This window comes from Streptomyces bungoensis, from assembly GCF_001514215.1.
In the GTDB taxonomy this organism is placed as follows: domain Bacteria; phylum Actinomycetota; class Actinomycetes; order Streptomycetales; family Streptomycetaceae; genus Streptomyces; species Streptomyces bungoensis.
The window spans coordinates 30,698-52,827 of sequence record NZ_KQ948863.1 but is presented as its reverse complement, the minus strand read 5'-3'; the positions used below and the strand labels follow the sequence as shown (position 1 = coordinate 52,827).

At 76.0% G+C, this 22,130-nt stretch carries 5 protein-coding genes; all 5 read right to left on the bottom strand.

What is annotated here, in order from left to right:
• Positions 1-19: 19 nt before the first annotated feature.
• Positions 20-181 (bottom strand): hypothetical protein, encoded by a 162-nt coding sequence (locus AQJ66_RS38960; RefSeq protein WP_159052606.1) that lies wholly within the window; start codon positions 179-181, stop codon positions 20-22.
• A gap of 91 nt (positions 182-272) precedes the next feature.
• A complete protein-coding gene (locus tag AQJ66_RS23875; RefSeq protein ID WP_079060397.1) occupies positions 273-1,040 on the bottom strand; it encodes an adenosylcobinamide amidohydrolase in 768 nt (255 codons plus the stop codon).
• Positions 1,041-1,196: 156 nt separating this feature from the next.
• The gene (locus AQJ66_RS23870; protein WP_061926052.1) at positions 1,197-1,709 is read right to left on the bottom strand and encodes a GNAT family N-acetyltransferase; all 513 of its coding nucleotides are present in this window, start codon (positions 1,707-1,709) and stop codon (positions 1,197-1,199) included.
• A gap of 131 nt (positions 1,710-1,840) precedes the next feature.
• Positions 1,841-2,044: an MbtH family protein gene (locus AQJ66_RS23865; RefSeq protein WP_061926049.1), complete on the bottom strand. Its 204-nt coding sequence runs from the start codon at positions 2,042-2,044 to the stop codon at positions 1,841-1,843.
• A gap of 101 nt (positions 2,045-2,145) precedes the next feature.
• The gene (locus AQJ66_RS23860; RefSeq protein WP_061926047.1) at positions 2,146-22,125 is read right to left on the bottom strand and encodes a non-ribosomal peptide synthetase; all 19,980 of its coding nucleotides are present in this window, start codon (positions 22,123-22,125) and stop codon (positions 2,146-2,148) included.
• Between the last annotated feature and the right edge of the window lie 5 nt (positions 22,126-22,130).

Below are 22,130 nucleotides of genomic sequence, written 5' to 3'. Positions count from 1 at the left end.
GTGACCGCCCGGCGCGCCCTCATGGGGCTTGCGGATCGGCCGCCGGCGGCTCCGTCTCGTCGTCCTCGCCCTCCGCACGCACCTCCGGCGGAGTGGGCGCGGTGATGTTCCGCTGCTCCGCGGACCGCTCCTTCGTCTCCTCGTCGATCTGCGGGGTGTCGTTCTCCTCGGGAGCACTCATCACTTCGCCCTCTCACCGGTTCGGACCTGCCGAGCTGCCGGCACCCCGGCGCACCGTCGCATCGGCGACCTGCGCGGTCGGGATGACCGCTTCACCCGTTCTTCTTCCATTCCGAGCACAGGTTCCCCGGGGCGGCCACCCGACACACGCCGCCGGTGGCCGTGGCCGGCCGGCCGGCGGTTGCGTCCACGACGGCCGCGCGCACGGCCGCGTAGACGGCCCTGGCCAGCCGGGCGCCCCACAGCGAGCGGGGTCCGGCGAAGGCCTGCACGTCCTGGGCGGCATCCGGAGTGCGGGCGGCCACGCACACCGCGTCGGTCGGCGTTCCGGAGCAGTCGTAACCGGCGCTCAGCAGAGCCTGCACCTTGGCCTCGGTCGCGGTGGCGACCGCGTTGACCAGGGCCGCGTCGGTCAGGGGAACGGGGACCGCGGCGACGATGTTGATGGTGCCGGGCTGGTCGGGCGTGATCACCGCCTCGGCCGGGACGGCCGCCCACCCTCGTACCGCGATCCCCGCGGTGACGACCGCCTCGACGCCCCCGTCGTGTGCACGACGGTGCGCCCGGACGTCGGCGGCCGTCATGACTCCGACACCGGGACCCGACACGCCGGCTGCCCGGGCCAGGTCGGCAAGGTGGCGGTGGGGGTCGGTGCGCCGGTAACCATGGGCCACCTGGGCGTTCAGTACCCACGCGCGCTCGCCCAGACCGCCTCCGAGCACGGCACTGCTGATCATCCGCCAGCCGGCGCCCGCCCGCCACAGCAGGGCGTGCAACCGCTCGCCGTCTTCGACACGGGTGAGCGTCCGGGTCGGCAGCAGGCCGCCGGCCGTGCGGGGCGGCGGAACGACAGCACTCATCGACAGAACGTCCCGCATTCGGCTGGATCCACTTGCACGGCAGAGCGTAATGGGTGTTTCGCAAGGGTCAGTACCTGGCCGACTCTCGGCTGCGTCCGGCGGCGGAACCGCGAGACCGTGAACCGCGTGGCGCGGGCCGGCGGCTGCTCCGGGCGGTCAGTGCGCGTCCGTCGTCGAGATCACCATCAGCTTGGTCACGGTGCCGTCGTCGCCGACCACGTCGCGTACGTGGCTGAAGCCCAGCCGGCGGCACAGGGCGAGGCTGGCGGTGTTGTCGCCGCCGACCATGCCGTAGGCCTCCTTCAGGCCCAGGTTGTCGGCGGCGTGGCGGAGCAGGCCGCGAACCGCTTCGGTGCCCAGGCCCCGGCCCCAGTGCCCGGGGGCGAGGGCGGTGACCAGTTCGTGGCCGTCGACGTTGCCGGTCGGCTTCACCTCCGCGTGACCGACGTAGACCTCCTCGTGCCACAGTCCCCACACGTCGAATCTGTGCTGCGGGTAGACGTCGGTGAGGATGGCGCGGAACAGCGTGCGGATCTCGGCCTCCGGCACGCGTTCCTGGCCCATCCAGCGGCAGACCTCCTCGTCGCGCAGCAGGGCCACGAAGACGTCCTCGTCCTCGGGGCGGTAGGGCCGGAACGAGAGTCGTTCGGTGTGCAGGACGGGTGTCATGAGGGCTCCCCCGGACGGACGGACAGACGGACGGGTCGGGTGGGTGGACGGGCGGGGCGGGGCCGGGGCGCGCTTACGGGACGCGTCCTGACCCCCGCCCCGGCCCGTTCCTCGTGGCGGCGCGGAACGCGTCAGGCTTCGGCGTTCTCCATGCGCTCCCGCAGGCTGCGCGGGCGCATGTCGGTCCAGACCTCGTCCACGTAGGCGGAGCACTCCGCCTCCGTGCCCTCCTTGCCGACGGGGTGCCAGCCGGCGGGCACCTCCACGTCGACGGGCCACAGCGAGTACTGCTCCTCGTCGTTGCGCAGCACCTGGTAGCGGGTGTTCTCGTCCATGTCTGTCGTTCTCGCTCTCTCGGTTCGGGGCGGGCCGGATGTGTCGCGGGTGGCGGGCTGGTGGGTGGCCGGCGGTGGGGCGCGGGCCGGGGGGCTGGGCCTCACCGGCTGCCGCGGGCGTGGTGGGCGATGTGGCGCAGGGCCTCGGCGAAGTCGTCGGCGACGCGCCGTACGGTGTCCGTGGCGTGGAGGGCGGGCCGGTGGTGCCAGGTGAAGGACAGCCGGCCGCCCTGCACCGCGCCGACGACCTCCAGCGGGTGGGAGCCGCTGTCGCGCGGGTCGTGGTGGCGGCCGAACGAGCCGTGCTCGGCGCGCACCAGGCCGTCGCCGGGAGTCTCCGGGCGGGCGTCCCACTGGCCGAGGTAGTTGAAGACGACCTGCCCGTGCGCGGCTCGTCCGAGCCGGTCGCGCACCTCGGGCGGGCCGAAGGTGCGCAGGGCGCCGAAGCCCAGGCCGTTGCCGGGTACGGCGCGCAGCTGGCGGCGGACCGACTTCACCAGGGTCCGCCAGTCCCGGGCCGGGCCCAGGTCGGCGGGGTCGGGCACGTGGAGGGCGACGGGGTGGACGGTGGTGAACCAGCCGACCGTGCGGGAGAGGTCCACCTCGTCGAGGATGTCCTCGCGGCCGTGCCCCTCGAGGTCCAGGCGGACGTCCTCGCGGCCGGTCCAGCGGGCCAGGGCCACGGCGAGGGCGGTGAGCAGGACGTCGTTGACACGGGTGCGGTAGGCGGTCGGCGCGGCACGCAGCAGTGCCTCGGTGTCCGGCTCGTCCAGTTCGACGGTGAGTGTCTCGACGTGGCCCGTCTCCGGCGCGGCCGGTGTCCGGGCGGGCAGCGGCTCGGTGTCGACCGCCCTTTCCCAGTACGGCAGTTCGTCGTCGAGGGAGCCGGCCGCGACGTGTTCGGCCAGGCCCCGGGCCCAGTCCAGGAAGGAGGTGGTGCGCTCCCCCGGCGTGACGGGATCGCCCTGGACGGCCTGCCGGTAGGCGGCCTCCAGGTCGTCGCGCAGGATGCGCCAGGACACTGCGTCGACCACCAGGTGGTGGGCGACCAGGAGGAGGAAGGCGGGCCGGTCGGCGTCCCCGGTGAACAGGGCCGCCCGCAGCAGGGGACCGCGCGCCAGGTCGAAGCCGGTGTGCAGGTCGTCGGCGGCCTTCTCCATCGCCGCGTCGGCCTCGGCGGGGGGCAGCCCGCTCAGGTCGTGGCGTGCCAGGAGCCGGTCGCGGTCGGTGTCCGACGGCGGCGGGTCGAACTGGTGCCAGCCGTTCTCGTCCTCGGTGAAGCGCATGCGCAGGGCGTCGTGGTGGTCGAGCAGGGCGTTGAGGGCTGTTTCCAGGGCGGCGGTGTCCGGGGCGGTGCCCAGTTCCAGCAGCAGCGACTGGTTGAAGTGGTCGTGGCTGGCGCGCGGGCTGGTCAGGAACCACTCCTGGATGGGGGTGAGCGGCACGTCGCCGCTGACCGGTCCGGTCTCGGAGTGCTGGGGCGCGCCGGTGGCGACGGTGGCCAGTTCGGCGACGGTCTGGTGGGTGAACAGGTCGCGGGTGGCCAGGTGCAGTCCGTCGCGCCGCAGCCGGGAGACGACCTGCATGCTGAGGATGGAGTCGCCGCCGAGGTGGAAGAAGTTGTCGTGCGCGCCGACCTCCGCCACACCGAGCACGTCGGCCCAGATGCGGGCGATGCGGCGTTCGGTGTCGGTGCGCGGTGCGGTGCGCGGCCCGGCGGCGGTGTGCAGGGGACCGGGTTCGGGCAGGGCGCCGCGGTCGGTCTTGCCGTTCGGGGTGAGCGGCAGGCGCTCCAGCGGGACGAACGCCGACGGGACCATGTGCGCCGGGAGCAGTCCGGCGAGGTGGTCGCGCAGCTCCGCCACCGGCAGCTCCTCGACGGCGCCCTCGGCGGGTACGACGTAGGCCACGAGCCGTGCGCCGGAGCCGCCGTCCGGGTCGGCTCCGCCGCCGCGCACGGTGACGACCGCGTCGCGCACCCGCGGGCTGCGGCGCAGAGCGCTCTCGATCTCGCCGGGTTCGATGCGGAAGCCGCGCAGCTTCACCTGGTCGTCGGCGCGTCCGGCGAAGCGCAGCTCGCCGGAGGAGTCCCAGCGGGCCAGGTCACCGGTGCGGTACATCCGCTCCCCCGGCGCGCCGAACGGGTCGGCGACGAAGCGGGAGGCGGTCAGGCCGGCCCGGTTCAGGTAGCCGCGGGCCAGTCCGGGTCCGGCCACGTACAGTTCGCCGGTGACGCCGGGCGGGACGGGGCGCAGGGCGGCGTCGAGGACGTGGACGTGGGTGGCGGCGGCGGGGCGTCCGATCGGCGGGGCTCCCGTGCCCGGGGCGAGGGGGCCGGTCCAGGTGGCGACGACGGTGGCCTCGGTCGGGCCGTAGGAGTTGATCATCCGCCGGCCCGGTGCCCACCGTTCGACGAGGTGGGCCGGGCACGCCTCGGCGCCCACGATGAGGGTGCGCAGGTGCGGCAGGGCGCCGGCGGTCACGGGGTCGACCGTGGCCAGGGCGGCGGGCGGGATCAGGGTGTGGCTGACGCGCCGCTCGGCGAGGACCTGGGCGAGCCGTTCGCCGACGAGGGGGCCCTCCTCCCCGGTGACGAGGGTGGCTCCGCTGAGCAGGGACACGCACAGCTCCAGCACGGAGGCGTCGAAGCTGGGCGAGGCGAACTGCAGGACCCGGTCGCCGGGGCCCGCGTCGTAGCGTTCGGCGGCGGCCGCGGCGAAGGCGGCCAGGCCGCGGTGCGTCACGGTCACGCCCTTGGGCGTGCCGGTGGAACCGGACGTGTAGATCACGTACGCCGGGTGGGCGGCGGTCAGCGGGGCCGTGCGGTCGGCGTCCGTGGGCGCGGTGTCCGGCCCGTCCGCGTCCCGTACGGCGGCGGGGTCGTCCAGCACGAGCCAGGCGTCCGCGTCGCGCAGCATGAACTCCCGCCGCTGCTCGGGGTAGCCGGGGTCGACGGGCAGGAAGGCGCCGCCGGCCTTGGCCACGGCGAGCTGGGCCACCACCGTCTCCGCGCCGCGGGGCAGCGCGAGTGCCACGATCCGCTCGGGGCCGACGCCCCGGGCGATGAGCCGGTGCGCCAGCCGGTTGGCGGCGCGCTCGACCTGCGCGTACGTCAGCTCGCGGCCGTCGGCGTCGGCCAGGGCCACGGCGTCGGGGGTGCGGGCGGCCTGCCGTTCGAACAGCTCCGGCAGCGTCGCCGCGGGCACCGGGCGGGCGCTGCCGCGGCCCTGGTCGAGGACGGCCTTGAGCGCCTCGTCGGTGGCGAGCGGCAGCGCGCCCACGGGCCGGTCGGGGTCGTCGGCGACGGCGGTCAGCAGGGTGCCGAGCTGGTCGGCCATGCGTTCGGCGGTGGCCGCGTCGAACAGGTCGGTGTTGTAGGTGAGCAGGCCGTGGAGCTCCCCGGCAGCGGTCTCGGCGAACTCCAGGGTGAGGTCGAACGCCGCGTGCCGCAGCTCCGTGTCGACGTCGCCGACCTCGACGCCGGGCAGGTCGAGGTCGGCGGCCGGGGCGTTCTGCAGCACCACCATGACCTGGAACAGGGGGGTGCGGCTGGTGTCGCGGACGGGCTGCACCTCGTCCACCACGCGTTCGAACGGCGCCTCCTGGTGGGCGAAGGCGTCCCGTACGGTCCCGCGCACCTCGGTGAGGAACCCGGGGAAGGGGCGGCCGGGTTCGACGCGGGAGCGCAGGACGAGGGTGTTGACGAAGAACCCGACGAGGGCTTGTGTCTCGGCGCGGTCGCGGCCGGAGGTGACCGTGCCGACCGTGATGTCCCGGCCGCCGGTCAGGCGGGCCAGGTAGGCCTGCGCGGCGGCGACCAGCGTCGTGAACAGGGTGGCCTGCCGGTCCCGGCCCACCTGGACCAGGCGGCGGGTCGTACCGCGGGGCAGGACGAGGCGCACGGTGGCGCCGCCGTGGGTGCGCACCGCCGGACGCGGCCGGTCGGTGGGCAGGTCCAGCGTCTCCAGACCGGCCAGGTGCTCCTTCCAGTACGCGAGGTGCTCGTCCGTGGCGGTGCCGCGCTGCCAGTGGGCGTAGTCGGCGTAGCTCACGGGCAGCGGCGGCAACGGTTCGGCGTCCGCGCCCAGTTCGGTCCGGTAGAAGTGGGCGAGGTCACCGGTGAGGACGCCGGTGGACCAGCCGTCGGTGACGATGTGGTGCAGGGTCAGCGTCAGGACGTGCTCCTCGTCCGTGAGCCTGATCAGCCCGGCGTGCAGCAGCGGGCCGCGCCGCAGGTCGAAGGTGCGGGCGCGCTCGGCCTCCAGCAGGTCCCGCAGCCGCTCCGCGCGGCCGGTCTCACCCGTCGCCGACAGGTCGTGCAGCCGCAGCGGCACGTCCTGCGGCGGGTGGACGATCTGCACGCCGCGGCCGTCCACCGTGTCGAAGGTGGTGCGCAGTGCCTCGTGCCGCTCGGCCAGGGAGCGCAGGGCCGCGGTCAGGGCGGGCACGTGGAGCCGGCCACGCAGGCGCAGGGCCAGCGCCGTGACGTACTCGCCGCTGCCGGGCGCGAACTCCTCCAGGAACCACAGGCGTTGCTGGGCGTACGACATGGGGGCGGGCGTGTCGCGGGGGGCGGGGACGATCGCGGTGGGCGCGGCGTCGCCGGGCGGCTCCGCGGTGAGCAGCGCGGCGAGGGCGGCGGGAGTGGGGTGGGTGAACACCGCGCGCGGTGACACGTCGGTGCCGAAGGCCTCGGACAGGCGGGCGGCCAGCCGGATGCTGAGGATGGAGTCGCCGCCCAGCTGGAAGAAGTCGTCCTCCACACCGGGCCGTCGCGTGGAGAGGACTTCCGCGAAGACGTCGGCGGCGCGCCGCTCGGCGTCGGTGCGCGGTGCGATCGGCTCGCTCCGCCGGTCGCCGCTCGCGGGCTCCGGCGCCGGGAGGGCGGCCCGGTCGACCTTGCCGTTGCCGCTGAGCGGCAGCGCGGACAGGGTCACGAAGGCGGAGGGGACGAGGTAGTCGGGCAGCGATCGGCCAGCGAACTCCCGTACGGCCGTGAGGTCTTCGGGTCCGACCACGTAGGCCACCAGGCGCCGGCTGCCTGGCCGGTCCTCGCGGGCCACGACCGCGACGTCCGCCACGTCGGGATGCGCTGCGAGGACGGCCTCCACCTCGCCGGGTTCGACGCGGAAACCGCGGATCTTCACCTGGTCGTCGGCGCGGCCCAGGAACTCGACCGTGCCGTCGAGGCGGCGGCGGACCAGGTCGCCGGTGCGGTACATGCGGGTGCCGGGCGGGCCGGCGGGGTCGGCGAGGAAGCGGGCGGCGGTGTCGCCGGGGCGGCCCAGGTAGCCGCGGGCCACGCCCTCGCCGGCGACGTACAGCTCGCCGGCGCAGCCCGGCGGCACGGGCCGCAGCCGGCCGTCGAGGACGTGGACGCGCGTGTCGTCGAGCGGGTGGCCGATGGGCACGGTGTCGGGGACGGCGGTGGCGTCGGTGAGTGCGAAGGACGTCGCGAACGTCGTCGTCTCGGTGGGGCCGTAGCCGTCCACGACGGTGAGGCCGGGGCAGGCGGACAGCACGCGGCGCACGGCGGCGGCGGGCACCACGTCGCCGCCGGTCCACACCTGGCGCAGGCCGGCGAAGCAGTCCGGCGCGTCCTGCGCCAGCAGCCGGAAGAGGCCGGCGGTCAGCCACAGCGCGGTCAGGCCGCCGGCGCGGACCAGGTGCCGCAGCAGGGCCGCGTCCATGGGCCGGGGCGGTGCCACGACCACGCAGCCGCCGGTGAGCAGGGGCGCCCACACCTCGAAGGTGGCGGCGTCGAAGGCCACCGGGGAGTGCAGCGGCACCCGGGCGCAGGCTCCGCCGGTGAAGCGGCTGTCGGTGGCGAGGGCGGCCACGTCCCGGTGGCGTACCGCGACGGCCTTGGGTTCGCCGGTCGAGCCGGAGGTGAACATCACGTACGCGAGCCGGTCGGCGTCCGCGGGCACGGGTGCGGGCGCGCCCGGCACGGGGGTGCGGGCGGCGGCGACGTCCGCGGCGGTCAGCTCGGCCGTCACGCCCGCGCGCTCGGTCAGCGTGCGGCGCCGGTCCTCGGGGGCGCGGGCGTCCACCGGTACGTAGGCGCCGCCCGCCTTGAGGACGGCGAGCTGGGCGACGACGAGTTCGGCGCAGCGGTCCATCGGCAGCGCCACCCGGTCCTCCGCCCGCAGGCCGCCGGCGAGGAGCCGGGACGCCACGGCGTCGGACCAGTCGTCGAGGCGGCGGTACGTCAGCTCGGTGCCGCCGTCGCGCACGGCGGGCGCGTCGGGGGTGCGGCGGGCCTGGTCGGCGAACAGTTCGACGGGGCTGCGCGGCGCCGGCTGCCGGGCGGGGGTGTTCCACCGCCGGAGCAGGGCGCGGTCGTCCCCGGTCAGCAGCGCGAGGCCGGCCACCTGCGCGTCGGCCTCGATGCCGTCGGCGAGGGCGGTCAGGACGGCCGCGAGCCGGGCCGCGAGGCGTTCGGCGGTGTCCGTGTCGAACAGGCCGGCGTCGTAGGCGAGGTCGATGCCGAGCCGGTCGCCGAGGTGGGCGCGCAGGCACAGCGGGAAGGTCGGGGCGTCGTCGGCCCGCACCTCCTCGACGCGCACGCCCGTCCGGGCGGTGGCGGACTCGTCGACGGGGTAGTTCTCGAAGACCACCATGCTGTCGAACAGCGCCTCACCGGCGGGGATGTCGCTCAGCGCCTGGATGCGGGGCAGCGCGAGGAAGTCGAAGCGGCGGGCGTCGCTCTGCCGCTCCTGCACGTCCCGCAGCCAGGACACCACTCCCCCGTCCGGGACGCGGATCCGGGTGGGCACGGTGTTGATGAACATGCCGATCATCGCCTCCACGCCCGGCAGTTCGGCCGGGCGGCCGGAGACGGTCGTGCCGAACACGACGTCGTCGCGTCCGCCGTGGCGGGCCAGCAGCAGCGCCCAGGCGCCCTCGACCACGGTGTTCACCGTCAGCCCGGCCCGTGCCGCCGTCTCCCGCAGCCGCGTCGAGACCCGCTCGTCCAGGTGCCGGTGCACGGTGGCGGCGGCGCGGGCCCGGTGCGCCTCGGCCGGGGTGCGGTCGTACGGCAGCGGGGTGCGGGCCGGGAAGCCGGCGAGGACGCCGGCCCAGTGCGCCTCGGCCGCCTGCTCGTCCTGGTCGTGCAGCCAGCGCACGAAGTCGGAGAACGGGCGCCGGACCGGTACGGGGGCCTCGCGGCCGCCGGTGAGCGCGGCGTAGCGCTCGCACACCTCGGTGAGCAGCTGCCCGGTGCTCCAGCCGTCCAGGATCAGGTGGTGGGAGGACCACAGCAGCAGGATCTCGTCGCCGGGCAGCGCGGCCAGGGTGAGGCGGGCCAGGGGTGCGGTGGTGAGGTCCATGCCGGCCGTGCGGTCGGCGGCCAGCAGCTCCCCGGTCTCCCGCTCCCGCTGCCCGGATGTCAGGTGCCGCCAGTCGAGGTGGGTGACGGGCAGCTCCACGCGGTGGTGGACGACCTGGACCGGGTGCGGCAGGCCCTGCCAGTGCACGCTGGTGCGCAGCGCCTCGGTGCGGTCGGCGACCTGCTGCCAGGCCGCGGCGAAGGCCCGCGGGTCGCTCACCCCGGACAGCCGGACGGCCGTCCGGTCGAAGTAGGCGCCGGCCGTGTCGACCAGGCCGTGGAAGAGCATGCCGGCCTGCAGGGGCGTCAGCGGCAGGACGTCCGCCACGTGCCGGCCGTCGCCGACGAGGCCGTCCAGCTCCCGCTGGCCGAGCCCGGCGAGCGGGTAGTCCGACGGGGTGCGGCCGCCCGCGTCCGGGCGGGCGCAGTGGGCCGCGATGTCGCGCAGCGCCGCGCACATCTCGTCGGCGAGCGCGCGGACGGTGGACTCGTCGTAGACGGCCGGCGGGTAGGTCCAGCCGAGTTCGAGCCTGCCGTCCTGGACGACGCCGGTGAGGTCGAGCAGGTAGGGGCGGGGCGCGTCGGGGTCGGTGTCGGAGCCGGCCGGGGGCAGGGCGGCGCGGTACAGACCGCCGCCGTCGCCGCCGGTGTCCCACCGGCCGTGGTAGTTGAAGCCGACCTGCGGTGCGGGGGCGCCGGTCAGCGGGCTGCCGGGCAGCAGGTGGCGCAGCGCGCCGTAGCTCAGGCCGTGCAGGGGCACCGCCCGCAGCTGCTCCTTCACCGAGCGCAGGGTGTCGTGCCAGCCGGCGTCGGGCGCGACCGTCAGCGCGAGGGGGTGCTCGGCGGTGAACCAGCCGACGGTCCGGGAGAGGTCGATGTCGTCGAAGAGGTCCTCGCGGCCGTGGCCCTCCACGCCGACGAGTACGGTGTCGCGGCCGCACCAGCGGGCCAGAGTGCGGCCGAGGGCGCTGAGCAGGACGTCGTTGACCTGGGTGCGGTAGACCTCCGGGACCCGGCGCAGCAGGGCGTCGGTCGTCTCCGCGTCCAGCTCCACGGTGACCGTGGCGGCGGTGCCGTGGGTGTTGGGGCCGGGCCGCCCCGCGGGCAGGGCGGCGGGGGCCGCCGCGGTGCGCTGCCAGTGGGCGAGGTCGCCGTCCAGGGCGCCGGACCGGGTGTGCGACTCCAGCCGGGCCGCCCAGTGCCCGTAGGCGGTGGTGGCCGGGGGCAGGTCGACGGGCCGTCCGGCGGCGGCCTGGCGGTGGGCGGTCTCCAGGTCGGCCAGCAGGATCCGCCAGGAGACGCCGTCGACGACCAAGTGGTGCACGGTGAGGAGGAGTTGGGCGGGCAGCTCCGGGCCGCGGTCGAAGAGCAGGACGCGCGCCACCCGGCCCTCGGCCGGGTCGAGGGAGTCCCGGGCCGCGTCCGCCGCGCGCCGCACCTCGGCCTCCAGCGCGGCACCGTCCAGACCGGTCACGTCATGGTGGGTGAGGATGCCTTCGAGGATGTCCGGCAGGACGTCCTGGCGCCGGCCGTCGCCGGCCGGGCGGAAGCGGGTGCGCAGGGCCGGATGGTGGCGGACGAGGGCGTCGACGGCCGCGCGCAGGGCGGACAGGTCGGTTCCGGGGGCGAGTTCGAGCCGCTGCGACATGGTGAAGCGCAGCGGGTCGCCGGGACGGCGGCCGTCGAGGTACCAGTGCTGGATGGGCGTGAGCGGCGCCTCGGCGGGCGGGGCCGCGGCCGCCGCCGCGGGAGCCGTCTCGGTGGCGTGGAGGGCGAGTTCGGCCACGGTCTGGTGGCGGAAGACGTCCTTGGTGGTCAGCGCAAGTCCCGCCCGGCGGGCCCGGGAGACGATCTGGATGCTGAGGATGGAGTCGCCGCCGAGCGCGAAGAAGTTGTCCCGCGCGCCCACCCGGTCGACCCGCAGGACGTCCGCCCAGATGCCGGCCAGGGTTTCCTCGGTGCCGGGGCGCGGTGCCACGTACGCCGTGGCGGGGTCCGGTTGCGCGGGCGGGGCGGGCAGGGCGCGCCGGTCGGTCTTGCCGGTGCTGGTGCGCGGGATCCGCGCCAGGGGGACGAACGCCGCCGGCACCATGTGGTCCGGCAGGGTGCGCCGCAGCGCGAGGCGCAGTGCGTCGGCGCTCGGGACGGTGCCCTGGGCGGGTACGACGTAGGCCACGAGCATGGGCCGGCCCGCGTGTTCGCGTGCCGTCACGACGGCCTCGGACACGTCCGGGTGGGCGAGCAGCGCGGCCTCGACCTCGCCGGGTTCGATGCGGAAGCCGCGGATCTTGATCTGCTCGTCGGCGCGGCCCAGGAACTCCAACTGCCCCCGCCGGTTCCAGCGGGCGCGGTCGCCGGTGCGGTACATCCTCCCTCCTTGCCCGCCATCGGGCAGGAGGGGCCCACCCGGCGCGCCGAACGGGTCGGCGAGGAAGCGGGACGCGGTCAGGCCGGGGCGGCCCAGGTAGCCGCGGGCCACCTGCGCGCCGGCCAGGTACAGCTCGCCGGGCACGCCGGGCGGTACGGGGCGCAGAGAGCCGTCGAGGACGTAGGCGCGCAGGTTGCGGCCGGGGCGGCCGATGACCGGCCGGTCCAGGTGGTCGGCGCAGCGCCCGTAGGTGGCGTCGACGGTGCACTCGGTGGGCCCGTACATGTTGTACGCGGTGACGCCGAGGCCGGCGGCGGCGCACAGCTCCCGCCAGGCGTCGGGGCCGGTCGCCTCGCCGCCGACCAGCAGGACGCGCGGGTGGTGGCGGCCGGGTGCGAGGAGTCCGGCGGCGGTGAGTTCGCGCAGGAAGGACGGGGTGACGTTCACCAGGTCCAGGCGGCGTTCGGCGACCTGGGCGCAGAACGCGTCCGGGTCCAGGCGCACGTCCTCGTCGACGAGGTGGACCTCCTGCCCGAGGGCGAGCAGCAGCGGTCCCTCCCAGGAGGTGTCGAAGGAGAACGACGCGCTCAGCGCGGCGCGCAGCCGGCGCCCGTCCGCGGTGTGCGGGGCGACGAGCCCCTCGCGGTGGTCGTGACAGAGGTTGACGAGGTGGCGGTGCTCGACGACGACGCCCTTGGGGCGGCCGGTGGATCCGGAGGTGTAGACGATGTAGGCGGCGTGGTCCGGGCGCAGCGGGGTGAGGCGGTCGTGGTCGGTGGGGTCGTGGGCCGGCAGCCGGTCCCACGGCGTGTCGCGCAGTGCCTCGGCGGTCAGCACGGTGTGCGGGTTCGCGTCGGCGAGGAGGTGGGCGGCGCGTTCCTCGGGCAGGCCGGGGTCGAGGCAGAGCAGGGTGCCGCCCGCCTTGGCGACGGCGAGCACCGCCACCACCAGGTCGGAGGTGCGCGGCAGCCGTACGGCGACCACCCGCTCGGGGGCGACGCCCCGCGCGAGGAGGTGGTGGGCGAGGCGGTTGGCGCGCTCGTTGAGGGCGGCGAAGCCGAGCGTGGCGTCCCGTGCCACCAGGGCGGTGGCGTGCGGGGTGCGGGTGGCCTGCGCCTCGAACAGGGCGGGGAAGGTGGTCTCCGGGACCGCGAGGCGGGGGCCCTGCCAGTCGTGGAGGACCTGGTGCCGCTCGGCCCCGGTCATCAGCTCCAGCGCCCGTACGTCCCGGTCGGGGTCCTGTGCCGCCGCCTGGAGCAGCAGCCGCAGGCGGTCGGCCAGGCGGCGGACGGTGTCCTCGTCGAACAGGCCGGTGTCGTACTCCAGGTGGCCGGTGAGGCCGCCGTCGCCCTCCACGAAGTCGAAGGCCAGGTCGAACGTGGCGTTCCGGACCGGTGGCAGGACCGGCTCGACCTCCAGGCCGGGGAGCGCGGGCGCCTCGGCACCCAGGTTGTGCAGGGCGACCATGACCTGGAACAGGGGGGTGCGGCTGGTGTCCCGCTCGGGCTGGAGGGCGTCCACCAGCCGTTCGAAGGGCACCTCCTGGTGGGCGAACGCGTCCAGGACGGTGCCGCGGACCTGCTCCAGCAGTGCGCGGAAGGTGCTGCCGGGGCGCACCCGGTTGCGCAGCACCAGCGTGTTCACGAACATGCCGACCACGTCGTGCAGTTCGGGGCGTTCACGGCCGGCGGTGACGGTGCCGACGGCGAAGTCGTCCTGGTCGGCCCAGCGGGACAGCAGGGCCGTGCAGGCGGCCAGCAGCGTCATGTACAGGGTGGCGTCGGTCTCGCGGCCCACCTCGCGCAGCCGGTCGGTCAGTTCGGCGGGCAGGGTGAAGGTGACCAGGGCGCCGTCCCGGGTCCGTACGGCGGGGCGCGGCCGGTCGGTCGGCGGCTCCAGCGGGGGCACTCCGTCCAGCCGCTCGCGCCAGTGGGCGAGTTGCCGTTCGGCGTGGTCGGCGTGGGTGCGCTGCCAGGTGGCGTGGTCGGCGTACCGGACGGGCAGGCCGGGCAGTTCGGGGCGGCGGCCCTCGTGCGCCGCCGTGTACAGCTCGCCCAGGTCCCGGCCGAGGACGCCGAGCGACCAGCCGTCGGTGACGATGTGGTGGACGGCGAGGACCAGGACGTGGTCGCCGTGCTCGTCCTGCTGGCCGACGGCCAGGCGGGCCAGCCGGGCGCGCAGCAGCGGCCCGGCCGCCAGGTCGAAGGGTGTGGCGGCCTCGCGCTCCAGCAGCGCGTCCAGCGCCGCCCGCGCGTCCGGGGCCGTGGTGAGGTCGTCCACGGGCAGGTCGACCCGGTGCGGCGGGTTGACCACCTGCAGTGCCTGTCCGTCCTGTTCGGTGAACGTGGTGCGCAGCGCCTCGTGCCGGACGACGAGGCCGTCCAGCGCGGTGCGCAGGGCGTCCTCGTCGAGCGGTCCGCGCAGGCGGAGCACGGACAGCGTCGTGTACTCGGTGCTGCCGGGCTCGAACCGGTCGAGGAACCACAGGCGCTGCTGGGCGTACGACAGCGGCGCCGGTGTGCGCGGGTCGGTCGCCGGTATCGCGTCGGCCTGCGCGGCGGCGGCCGTGTCACCGGCCGGTTCGCCGAGTTCGGCGGCCAGGGCGGCGACCGTGGGACGGGTGAACAGCAGCCTCGGGGAGACGCCGGGGCCGAACGCGGCGCGCAGGCGGGCGGTGACGCGGACGGCGAGGATGGAGTCGCCGCCGAGCGCGAAGAAGTCGTCGCCGGCGTGGACCTCGGCCACTCCCAATACGTCCGTCCAGGCGGCGGCGACCAGCCGTTCGGCGGGCGTGCGCGGCGGGGTCCGGTCGGTGCCGGCGGCGTAGCCGTCCGGTCCCGGCGCGGGCAGCGCGCGCCGGTCGAGCTTGCCGTTGACGGTGAGCGGCAGCGCGTCCATCGGGACGTAGGCGGCGGGCACCATGTGGGCGGGCAGCAGGCGCTCCAGGTGGGCGCGCAGTGCGGCCGCCGCGGGGACCGTACCGCCGGAGCCGACGACGTGCGCCACGAGCCGGCGGGTGCCGGAGGCGTCCTCGAGCACGCCGACCGCGGCGTCGGCGACGCCGGGGTGGGTGTGCAGGGCGGCCTCGATCTCGCCGGGTTCGATGCGATAGCCGCGGATCTTCACCTGGGCGTCGGCGCGGCCCAGGTACTCCAGGGTGCCGTCGGCCCGCCACTTCGCCCGGTCGCCCGTGCGGTACATGCGGCTGCCGGGCCGGCCGAAGGGGTCGGCGAGGAAGCGGGTGGCGGTGAGGCCGGGGCGTCCCAGGTAGCCGCGGGCCAGGCCCTCCCCCGCCACGTACAGTTCGCCGGTCGCGCCGGGCGGCACGGGTGCCAGGTCCGCGTCGAGCACGTACACCCGCAGGTCCTCGATGGCCGTGCCGATGGGGCTGGCGGGGCCGTCGGCGGCGGTGGCGGGGTCGAGCGGGGCGTAGGTGACGTGCACGGTGGTCTCGGTGATGCCGTACATGTTGACCAGCCGGGGGGCGGAGGCCGGGTGGCGCGTCCACCAGTCGGCGAGCCTGCCGGTGTCCAGGGCCTCGCCGCCGAAGACCACCGTGCGCAGCGCGAGGCGGGCGCCGGTTCCGGGGTGGTCGGCGTCGGCGCGGATCAGCGGGTAGAACGCGGACGGCGTCTGGTTGAGGACGGTGACCCGCTCGTCCGCGAGCAGGCGCAGGAAGTCCTCCGGGGAACGGGCGGTCTCGTCGGGCACGACCACGAGCCGGCCGCCGTGCAGCAGGGGGCCCCACAGCTCCCACACGGAGAAGTCGAACGCGTAGGAGTGGAACATCGTCCACACGTCGTCCGGGCCGAAGCCGAACCAGTGGCTGGTCCGGGTGAACAGCCGCACCACGTTGGCGTGCGGGATCACCACGCCCTTGGGGCGGCCGGTGGAGCCGGAGGTGTAGATGGCGTAGGCGGGGCTCTCCGGCAGCGGGCGGCGGGCCGGGGCGGGGCCGGTGGCCGGGCGGCGGGCGAGGTCTGCCTCGGTGTCCGCGTCGTCCAGGAGGACGGCGGGCACGCCGGCGCCGTCGGTCCGGGCGGCGGCGCCGGTCGTGGTCACCAGTGCCACCGGGGCGGCGTCGGCGAGGAGTCCGCCGATGCGTTCGGCGGGTGAGGCCGCGTCGATCGGGAGGTAGGCCGCGCCGGTCTTCAGGACGGCGAGGATCGCGACGACCTGCTCGACGGAGCGGGGCAGGGCGAGGGCGACGAACCGCTCGGGTGCGGCGCCGAGTTCGGCGAGCCGGTGGGCGAGCCGGCCGGCGCGGGCGTCGAGCGTGGCGTAGTCCAGGTGCTCGCCTCCGCAGGTGACGGCGTCGGCGGCGGGGGTGCGGGCGGCCTGCTCCTCGAACAGGTCCACCAGGGTCCGGCCGGGGCGGCCGTGCTCGGTGCCGTTCCAGTCGGTGAGCATCCGCCGCCGTTCCGCGGCCGTCGTCCAGGCCAGGGCGCGCAGCGGCCGGTCGGGGCCGTCTGCCAGCTCCGTGAGCAGCAGGCACAGCCGGTCGGCGAGGGAGCGGACGGTCGCCGCGTCGAACAGGGCGGGATCGTAGGCGAGGTCGAAGCCGAGGCATTCGCCGTGGTAGGCGCGCAGCACGAGGGGGTAGTTGGTGGCGTCGCGTGAGGTGACCTCGGCCAGGCGCACCCCGGAGCCGGCGGTGCGGGCCTCGTCGAAGGGGTAGTTCTCGAAGGCGACCATGCTGTGGAACAGCGGGCTGCCGGAGGGCACCTGGCTGAGCTGGGTGAGCTCGGCCAGCGACACGGCCGCGAAGCGCCTCGACTCGGCCTGGGCGTCCTGCAGTTCGCGCAGCCAGACGCGGGCCGTGCGTCCGGCGTCGACGCGGACCCGGGTGGGCACGGTGTTGATGAACATGCCCACCATCGACTCGACGCCGGGCAGGTCGTCGGGCCGGCCGGACACGGTGGTGCCGAACACCACGTCGTCCTCGGCGCCGTAGCGGGCGAGCAGCAGTGCCCAGGCGCCCTGCACGACCGTGTTGAGGGTGAGGCCGGCCTCGCGTGCGGTGCGCGCCAGCCGGGCCGACGTCCCGTCGTCCAGGCCGGCCGTGTGCACACCGGCGGAACGGGCCAGGTGGGCGTCGCGCAGGGGGCGGTCGGCGGGCAGCGGAGTGGGGGTGGTGAAACCGGCGAGGACGCCCTGCCAGTGCGCGCGGGCGGCGGCGGGGTCCTGTTCGGCGAGCCAGCGGACGTAGTCGCCGAAGGGGCGCCGTACCGGCGGCCGGGACTCGGTGCCGGCGGTGAGCGCCGCGTACTCCTCGCAGACCTCGGTCAGTACCTGGGCCAGGCTCCAGCCGTCGAGGATCAGGTGGTGGGAGGTCCACAGCAGGTGCAGCCGCGCGTCGGGCAGGCGGACCAGGGTGAGGCGCATCAGCGGTGCGGCGGCCAGGTCGATGCCGCGGGCCAGGTCGTCCGCCCGCAGCCGGGCCAGGCGCTCGGCCCGCTCCGGCTCGTCCAGGTCCCGCCAGTCGAGGTGGGTGACCGGCACCCGTACGTCCCGGCGCACGACCTGGAGGGGTACGGGGACGTCCTCCCAGACCACGCAGGTGCGCAGGGCGGGCGTGCGCTCGGTGACGCGCTGCCAGGCCGCGGCGAAGGCGTGCGGGTCGGCGACGCCGTCCAGCAGGAGCGCCGCCTGGTCGACGTAGACGTCTTCGTCGCCGCCGACCAGCCGGTGGAAGAGCATGCCCTCCTGCAGCGGGGTCAGCGGCAGGATGTCCTCCACGTCCCGTCCGTCGCCGGCGAGCCGGTCCAGGCGGTCCTGGTCGAGGCGGGCCAGCGGGAAGTCGGACGGGGTGCGGCCGCCCGCGCCGGGGCGGGCGCAGTGCTCGGTGATCGCGGTGAGCGCGCGGGTCATGCCGTCGGCGAGGGCGCGGACGGTGTCCTCGTCGTGCACCTGGTCGCTGTAGTGCCAGGTGATCTCCAGTTCGCCGCCCGCGACCACGGCGGAGACGTCCAGCAGGTGGTCCAGCGGTTCGCCGGCGGCGACGTCGCGTCCGGGCACCTCGCCCGCCGGGGTGAAGTCCCGCCCGTCGCCGGCCTCCCACTGGCCGTGGTAGTTGAAGCAGACCTGCGGCAGCGGGAGGTCGCGCAGGGCGCGGGCGGCGGGGTCGGGTGAGCCGAGGCGGGCCAGGGCCTCGTAGCCGAGGCCGTGCCGGGGTACGGCCCGCAGGCGTTCCTTCACCGCCTTCAGGGTGGCGCCCCAGTCGGGCGCGCCGGACGGCCCGGCGGGCGTGAGGGTGACGGGGTACTGGGTGGTGAACCAGCCCACCGTGCGGGACAGGTCGAGCGTGTCGTCCTCGCGGCCGTGGCCCTCCAGGGCGACGGTCGCCCGTCCGGTGCCCGTCCAGTCGGCGAGGACCCGGCTCAGCGCGCTGAGCAGCACGTCGTTGACCTGCGTCCGGTAGACCGCGGGCACCTGGCGCAGGAGGGCGCCGGTGGTGGCGCGGTCCACGCGGGTGCGCAGGGTGCGGACCGAGCCGGCGAGCGGGGTGCCGGGGCGGTCCACGGGCAGCGGGGTGCGGGCCTCGGAGGCCTCGGCCGTCCAGTGCGCCAGGTCGGTGTCGAGGTCGCCGGCGCGCACCCGGCGGGACAGGTGCGCGGCCCAGTCGGCGAACGGCGTGGCGACGGGCTCCAGTTCGACCGGGTCGCCCTGGGCCGCCTGCCGGTAGGCCTGGGCGAGGTCGGCGAGGAGGATGCGCCAGGAGACGCTGTCCACGGCCAGGTGGTGGGCGGTCAGGAACAGCTGGGGGCGCTCGCCGGGGCAGGTCAGCAGGGCCGCGCGCAGCAGGGTGCCGGTCTCCGGGTCGAGGGCGGCGCGGGCGGTCTCGGCGGCCTCCTCGCGGGCGGCCGCCGGGTCGGCGGTGCGGGACAGGTCGTGGCGGGCGAGCAGGCCGGTGCCGGGGCCCTCGCCGGGGTGCTGGCGCCAGGTGTCCCCCGAGCGCGCGAAACGGGTGCGCAGCGCGGGATGCCGGGCGGCCAGTGCCTCCAGGGCGCGCTCCAGGGCCCGCTCGTCCAGGTCGCGCGGCAGGTCCAGCAGCATCGACATGGTGAAGTGGCGCAGCGGGCCGTGCGCGGCGAAGAACCACTCCTGGATCGGTGTCAGCGGCGCCGGGCCCTCCTCGCGCGGCCGCCGGGGCGCGGGCACGGCGGCGGTGCGCGCCGACGCGGCGGCGGCGAGGTCGGCGACGGTCTGGTGGCGGAAGACGTCCCGCGAGGTCAGGTGCAGGCCGGCCGCGCGGGCGCGGGAGACGGCCTGGATGCTGAGGATGGAGTCGCCGCCCAGCTCGAAGAAGTTGTCCGTCACGCCGACCCGGCGCGCGCCCAGCACCTCCGCCCAGATCCGGGCGAGGGTCTCCTCCTCGGCAGTGCGCGGGGCGACGAACTCCCTCTCGCGCTCGCCGCCGTCGAGGTCGGGTGCGGGCAGGGCCCGCCGGTCGACCTTGCCGCTGACGGTCGTCGGCAGGGCGTCCAGGACGGTGAAGGAGGACGGCACCATGTGGTCGGGCAGCACGCGCCGGCAGGCCGCCCGCACCTCGCCCGCGACGAGCCGCGTGCCGCGGTCGGCGGGGACGAGGTAGGCGGCCAGCCGGGTGTGGCCGTGCGGATCGGCGACGGCGACGACCGCGGCGGCCGCCACCCCGGGCAGGTCCGTCAGGGCCGCCTCCACCTCGCCGGGCTCGATGCGGTGGCCGCGCACCTTGACCTGGTCGTCGGCGCGCCCCAGGTAGTCCAGGCGGCCGTCGCCGGTCCAGCGGGCCAGGTCGCCGGTGCGGTACATGCGGGCGCCGGGCGGGCCGAACGGGTCGGGCAGGAACCGTGCGGCGGTGAGCCCCGGCCGGCCCGCGTAGCCGCGCGCCAGTTGCACGCCGGCCAGGTACAGCTCGCCGCCCACACCGGGCGGCACGGGCCGCAGCCGGTCGTCGAGGACGTAGGCGCGCACGTTGGCCAGCGGCCGGCCCACGGTCGGGCGGCCGTCGCCCTCGATGCGGCAGGCCAGCGCGTCGACCGTGCACTCGGTGGGCCCGTAGAAGTTGTACGCGGCCACGTCCGCGTGCCCGGCCAGCTCCCGCCACAGGCCCGGTCCGACGGCCTCGCCGCCGAGCATCAGCACCCGGGGGTGGTGGCGGGGGTCGGTGAGGAGCCCGGCGGGCAGCAGCTGGCGCAGGTAGGTGGGGGTCAGGTCGAGGAAGTCGACGCGGTGCTCGACGACGTACTCGACCAGTGCGGCGGCGTCCAGCCGGGTCGTCTCGTCGACGAGGTGCAGCGGGTGGCCGTCGGCCATCAGCAGCACGCCCTCCAGGGAGGTGTCGAAGGAGAACGACGCCGTCAGGGCCACCCGAAGGGGCCCGCCGCCCGCCTCGGCGACGAAGCCCTCGCGGTGGCTCGCCAGGAGGTTCGCCAGGGAGCGGTGGGCCACGGCCACGCCCTTGGGGCGGCCGGTGGAGCCGGAGGTGTAGATGACGTAGGCGGTGGTGTCGGGATGCGGCGGGGCGAGGCAGCAGGAGGGCGTGTCGGGAGCGGTGTCGGGTACGTCCCGCAGCGCGGCCTCGTCCAGGACGAGCGCGGGCCGCGCGTCGTCCAGCAGGAACCGCACCCGGTCCTCGGGCAGCGCGGGGTCCAGGGGCAGGTAGCCGGCGCCCGACTTCCAGACGGCGAGGATCGCCACGATCATGTCGGCGGTGCGCGGCAGGCGGAGCGCGACCAGCCGCTCGGGGCCCGCGCCGCGCTCCACTAGGTGGCGGGCCAGGCGGTCGGCGCGGGCGTCGAGTGCCGCGTAGTCCAGGGTCACGTCCCCGGTGACCAGGGCGGTGGCGTGCGGGGTGCGGGCGGTCTGCCGCGCGAACAGCTCGGGCAGGGTCTCCTCGGGTACGGGGCGCGCGGTCGCGTTCCAGTCCCGCGTCACCTGCCGCGTCTGCCGGGGCGAGAGCAGGGGCAGGGCGCCGAGCGGCCGGTCGGGTTCGGCGGCGGCGCCGTCCAGCGTGCGCAGCAGCTGGTCCGCCATGCGCTCGGCGGTGGCCGGGTCGAACAGGTCGGTGCGGTACTCCAGCAGGCCGGTCAGCCCGTCCCCGTCCGGGACGAACTCCACGCTCAGGTCGAACGCGGCAGCCCTCCGGGGCACGGTGACCGGGGCGGTGGCCAGGCCGTGCGGGTCGGGTGCGGCGGGCGGCGCGGGGTGCAGCAGGACCATCACGTCGAACAGGGGGTTGCGGCCCGGCTCCCGGGTCGCGCCGACGGCCTCCACCAGCCGTTCGAACGGCGTGTCGCCGTGCGCGAAGGCGTCGTTGACGGTGTCGGCGGCGGCGGTGAGCAGCTCGCGGAAGGAACCGCCGGTCTCGACGCGGGTGCGCAGCGCGACGGTGTTGACGAAGAAGCCGACGGCCTGTTCCAGGTCGGTACGGCCGCGGCCGGGGGTCAGCGAGCCGACGGTGATGTCGTCCTGCCCGGACCAGCGGGCCAGCAGGGCCTGGCAGGCGGCGACCAGGGCGGTGAACAGCGTGGTGTGCTGACCGGCCGCGAGGTGCTTCAGCCGGGCCGTGGTGTCCGCCGGGACGGTGAAGGTGTGCACCGCGCCCGCGCCGGACTCCTCGCCGCGGCGCGGCCGGTCCAGCGGCAGTTCGGGCGCCACCGCGCCCGTCAACCGCTCCTTCCAGTGCGCCAGTTCACGCTCCAGCCGGGCCCCGGACAGGTGCTCGCGCTGCCAGACGGCGAAGTCCGGGTACTGCGTGGCCACCGGCTCCGACGCGGGCCGGGCGCCCCGGGCGAGGGCGTCGTAGGCGGCGCACAGCTCCTGCAGCAGCACGCCCATCGACCAGCCGTCTGTGACGATGTGATGGGCCGTCAGCAGCAGGACGTGCGCGTCGGGCGCCTCCCGCAGCAGCAGGGCGCGCAGCAGCGGCCCGGTCCGCAGGTCGAAGGGGCGCTCGTACTCGGCCGGCAGTACGGCGTCCAGGTCGGCCGGCTGCTCGCCGGGAGCCGTCAGGTCCCGCACGGGCAGCGGGACCGGCCCGGCGGGATGGACGATCTGCACGGGTCTGCCGTCGGTCTCCTGGAACGTGGTGCGCAGGGCCTCGTGCCGCCCGACCACGTGCTCCAGCGCGCCGGACAGGGCGGTGTGGTCGAGGGGCCCGGTGAGACGCAGCGCGACCGCGCTGTTGTAGCGGGCGTCGCCGGGGCGCAGCCGGTCGAGGAACCACAGGCGCTGCTGGGCGAAGGACAGGGGCAGCGGCCGGGTGCGGTCCGCCCGCGGGATCGCCTGCCGGGCGGCGGCGGGGGTGCCGGCGGCGCGTCCGGCGAGCCGGCGGCGGAGCACTTCCTGGAGGTCCTGGGGCAGGGCCTCGGCGCGGTTTCGCTTCGAAGACGTCATGGTCG

Bases quoted from the DNA above. Each gene is read 5' to 3' on its own strand.
- AQJ66_RS23865 (WP_061926049.1), bottom strand. From the start codon at position 2,044: ATGGACGAGAACACCCGCTACCAGGTGCTGCGCAACGACGAGGAGCAG.
- AQJ66_RS38960 (WP_159052606.1), bottom strand. From the start codon at position 181: ATGAGTGCTCCCGAGGAGAACGACACCCCGCAGATCGACGAGGAGACG.
- AQJ66_RS23870 (WP_061926052.1), bottom strand. From the start codon at position 1,709: ATGACACCCGTCCTGCACACCGAACGACTCTCGTTCCGGCCCTACCGC.
- AQJ66_RS23875 (WP_079060397.1), bottom strand. From the start codon at position 1,040: ATGAGTGCTGTCGTTCCGCCGCCCCGCACGGCCGGCGGCCTGCTGCCG.
- AQJ66_RS23860 (WP_061926047.1), bottom strand. From the start codon at position 22,125: ATGACGTCTTCGAAGCGAAACCGCGCCGAGGCCCTGCCCCAGGACCTC.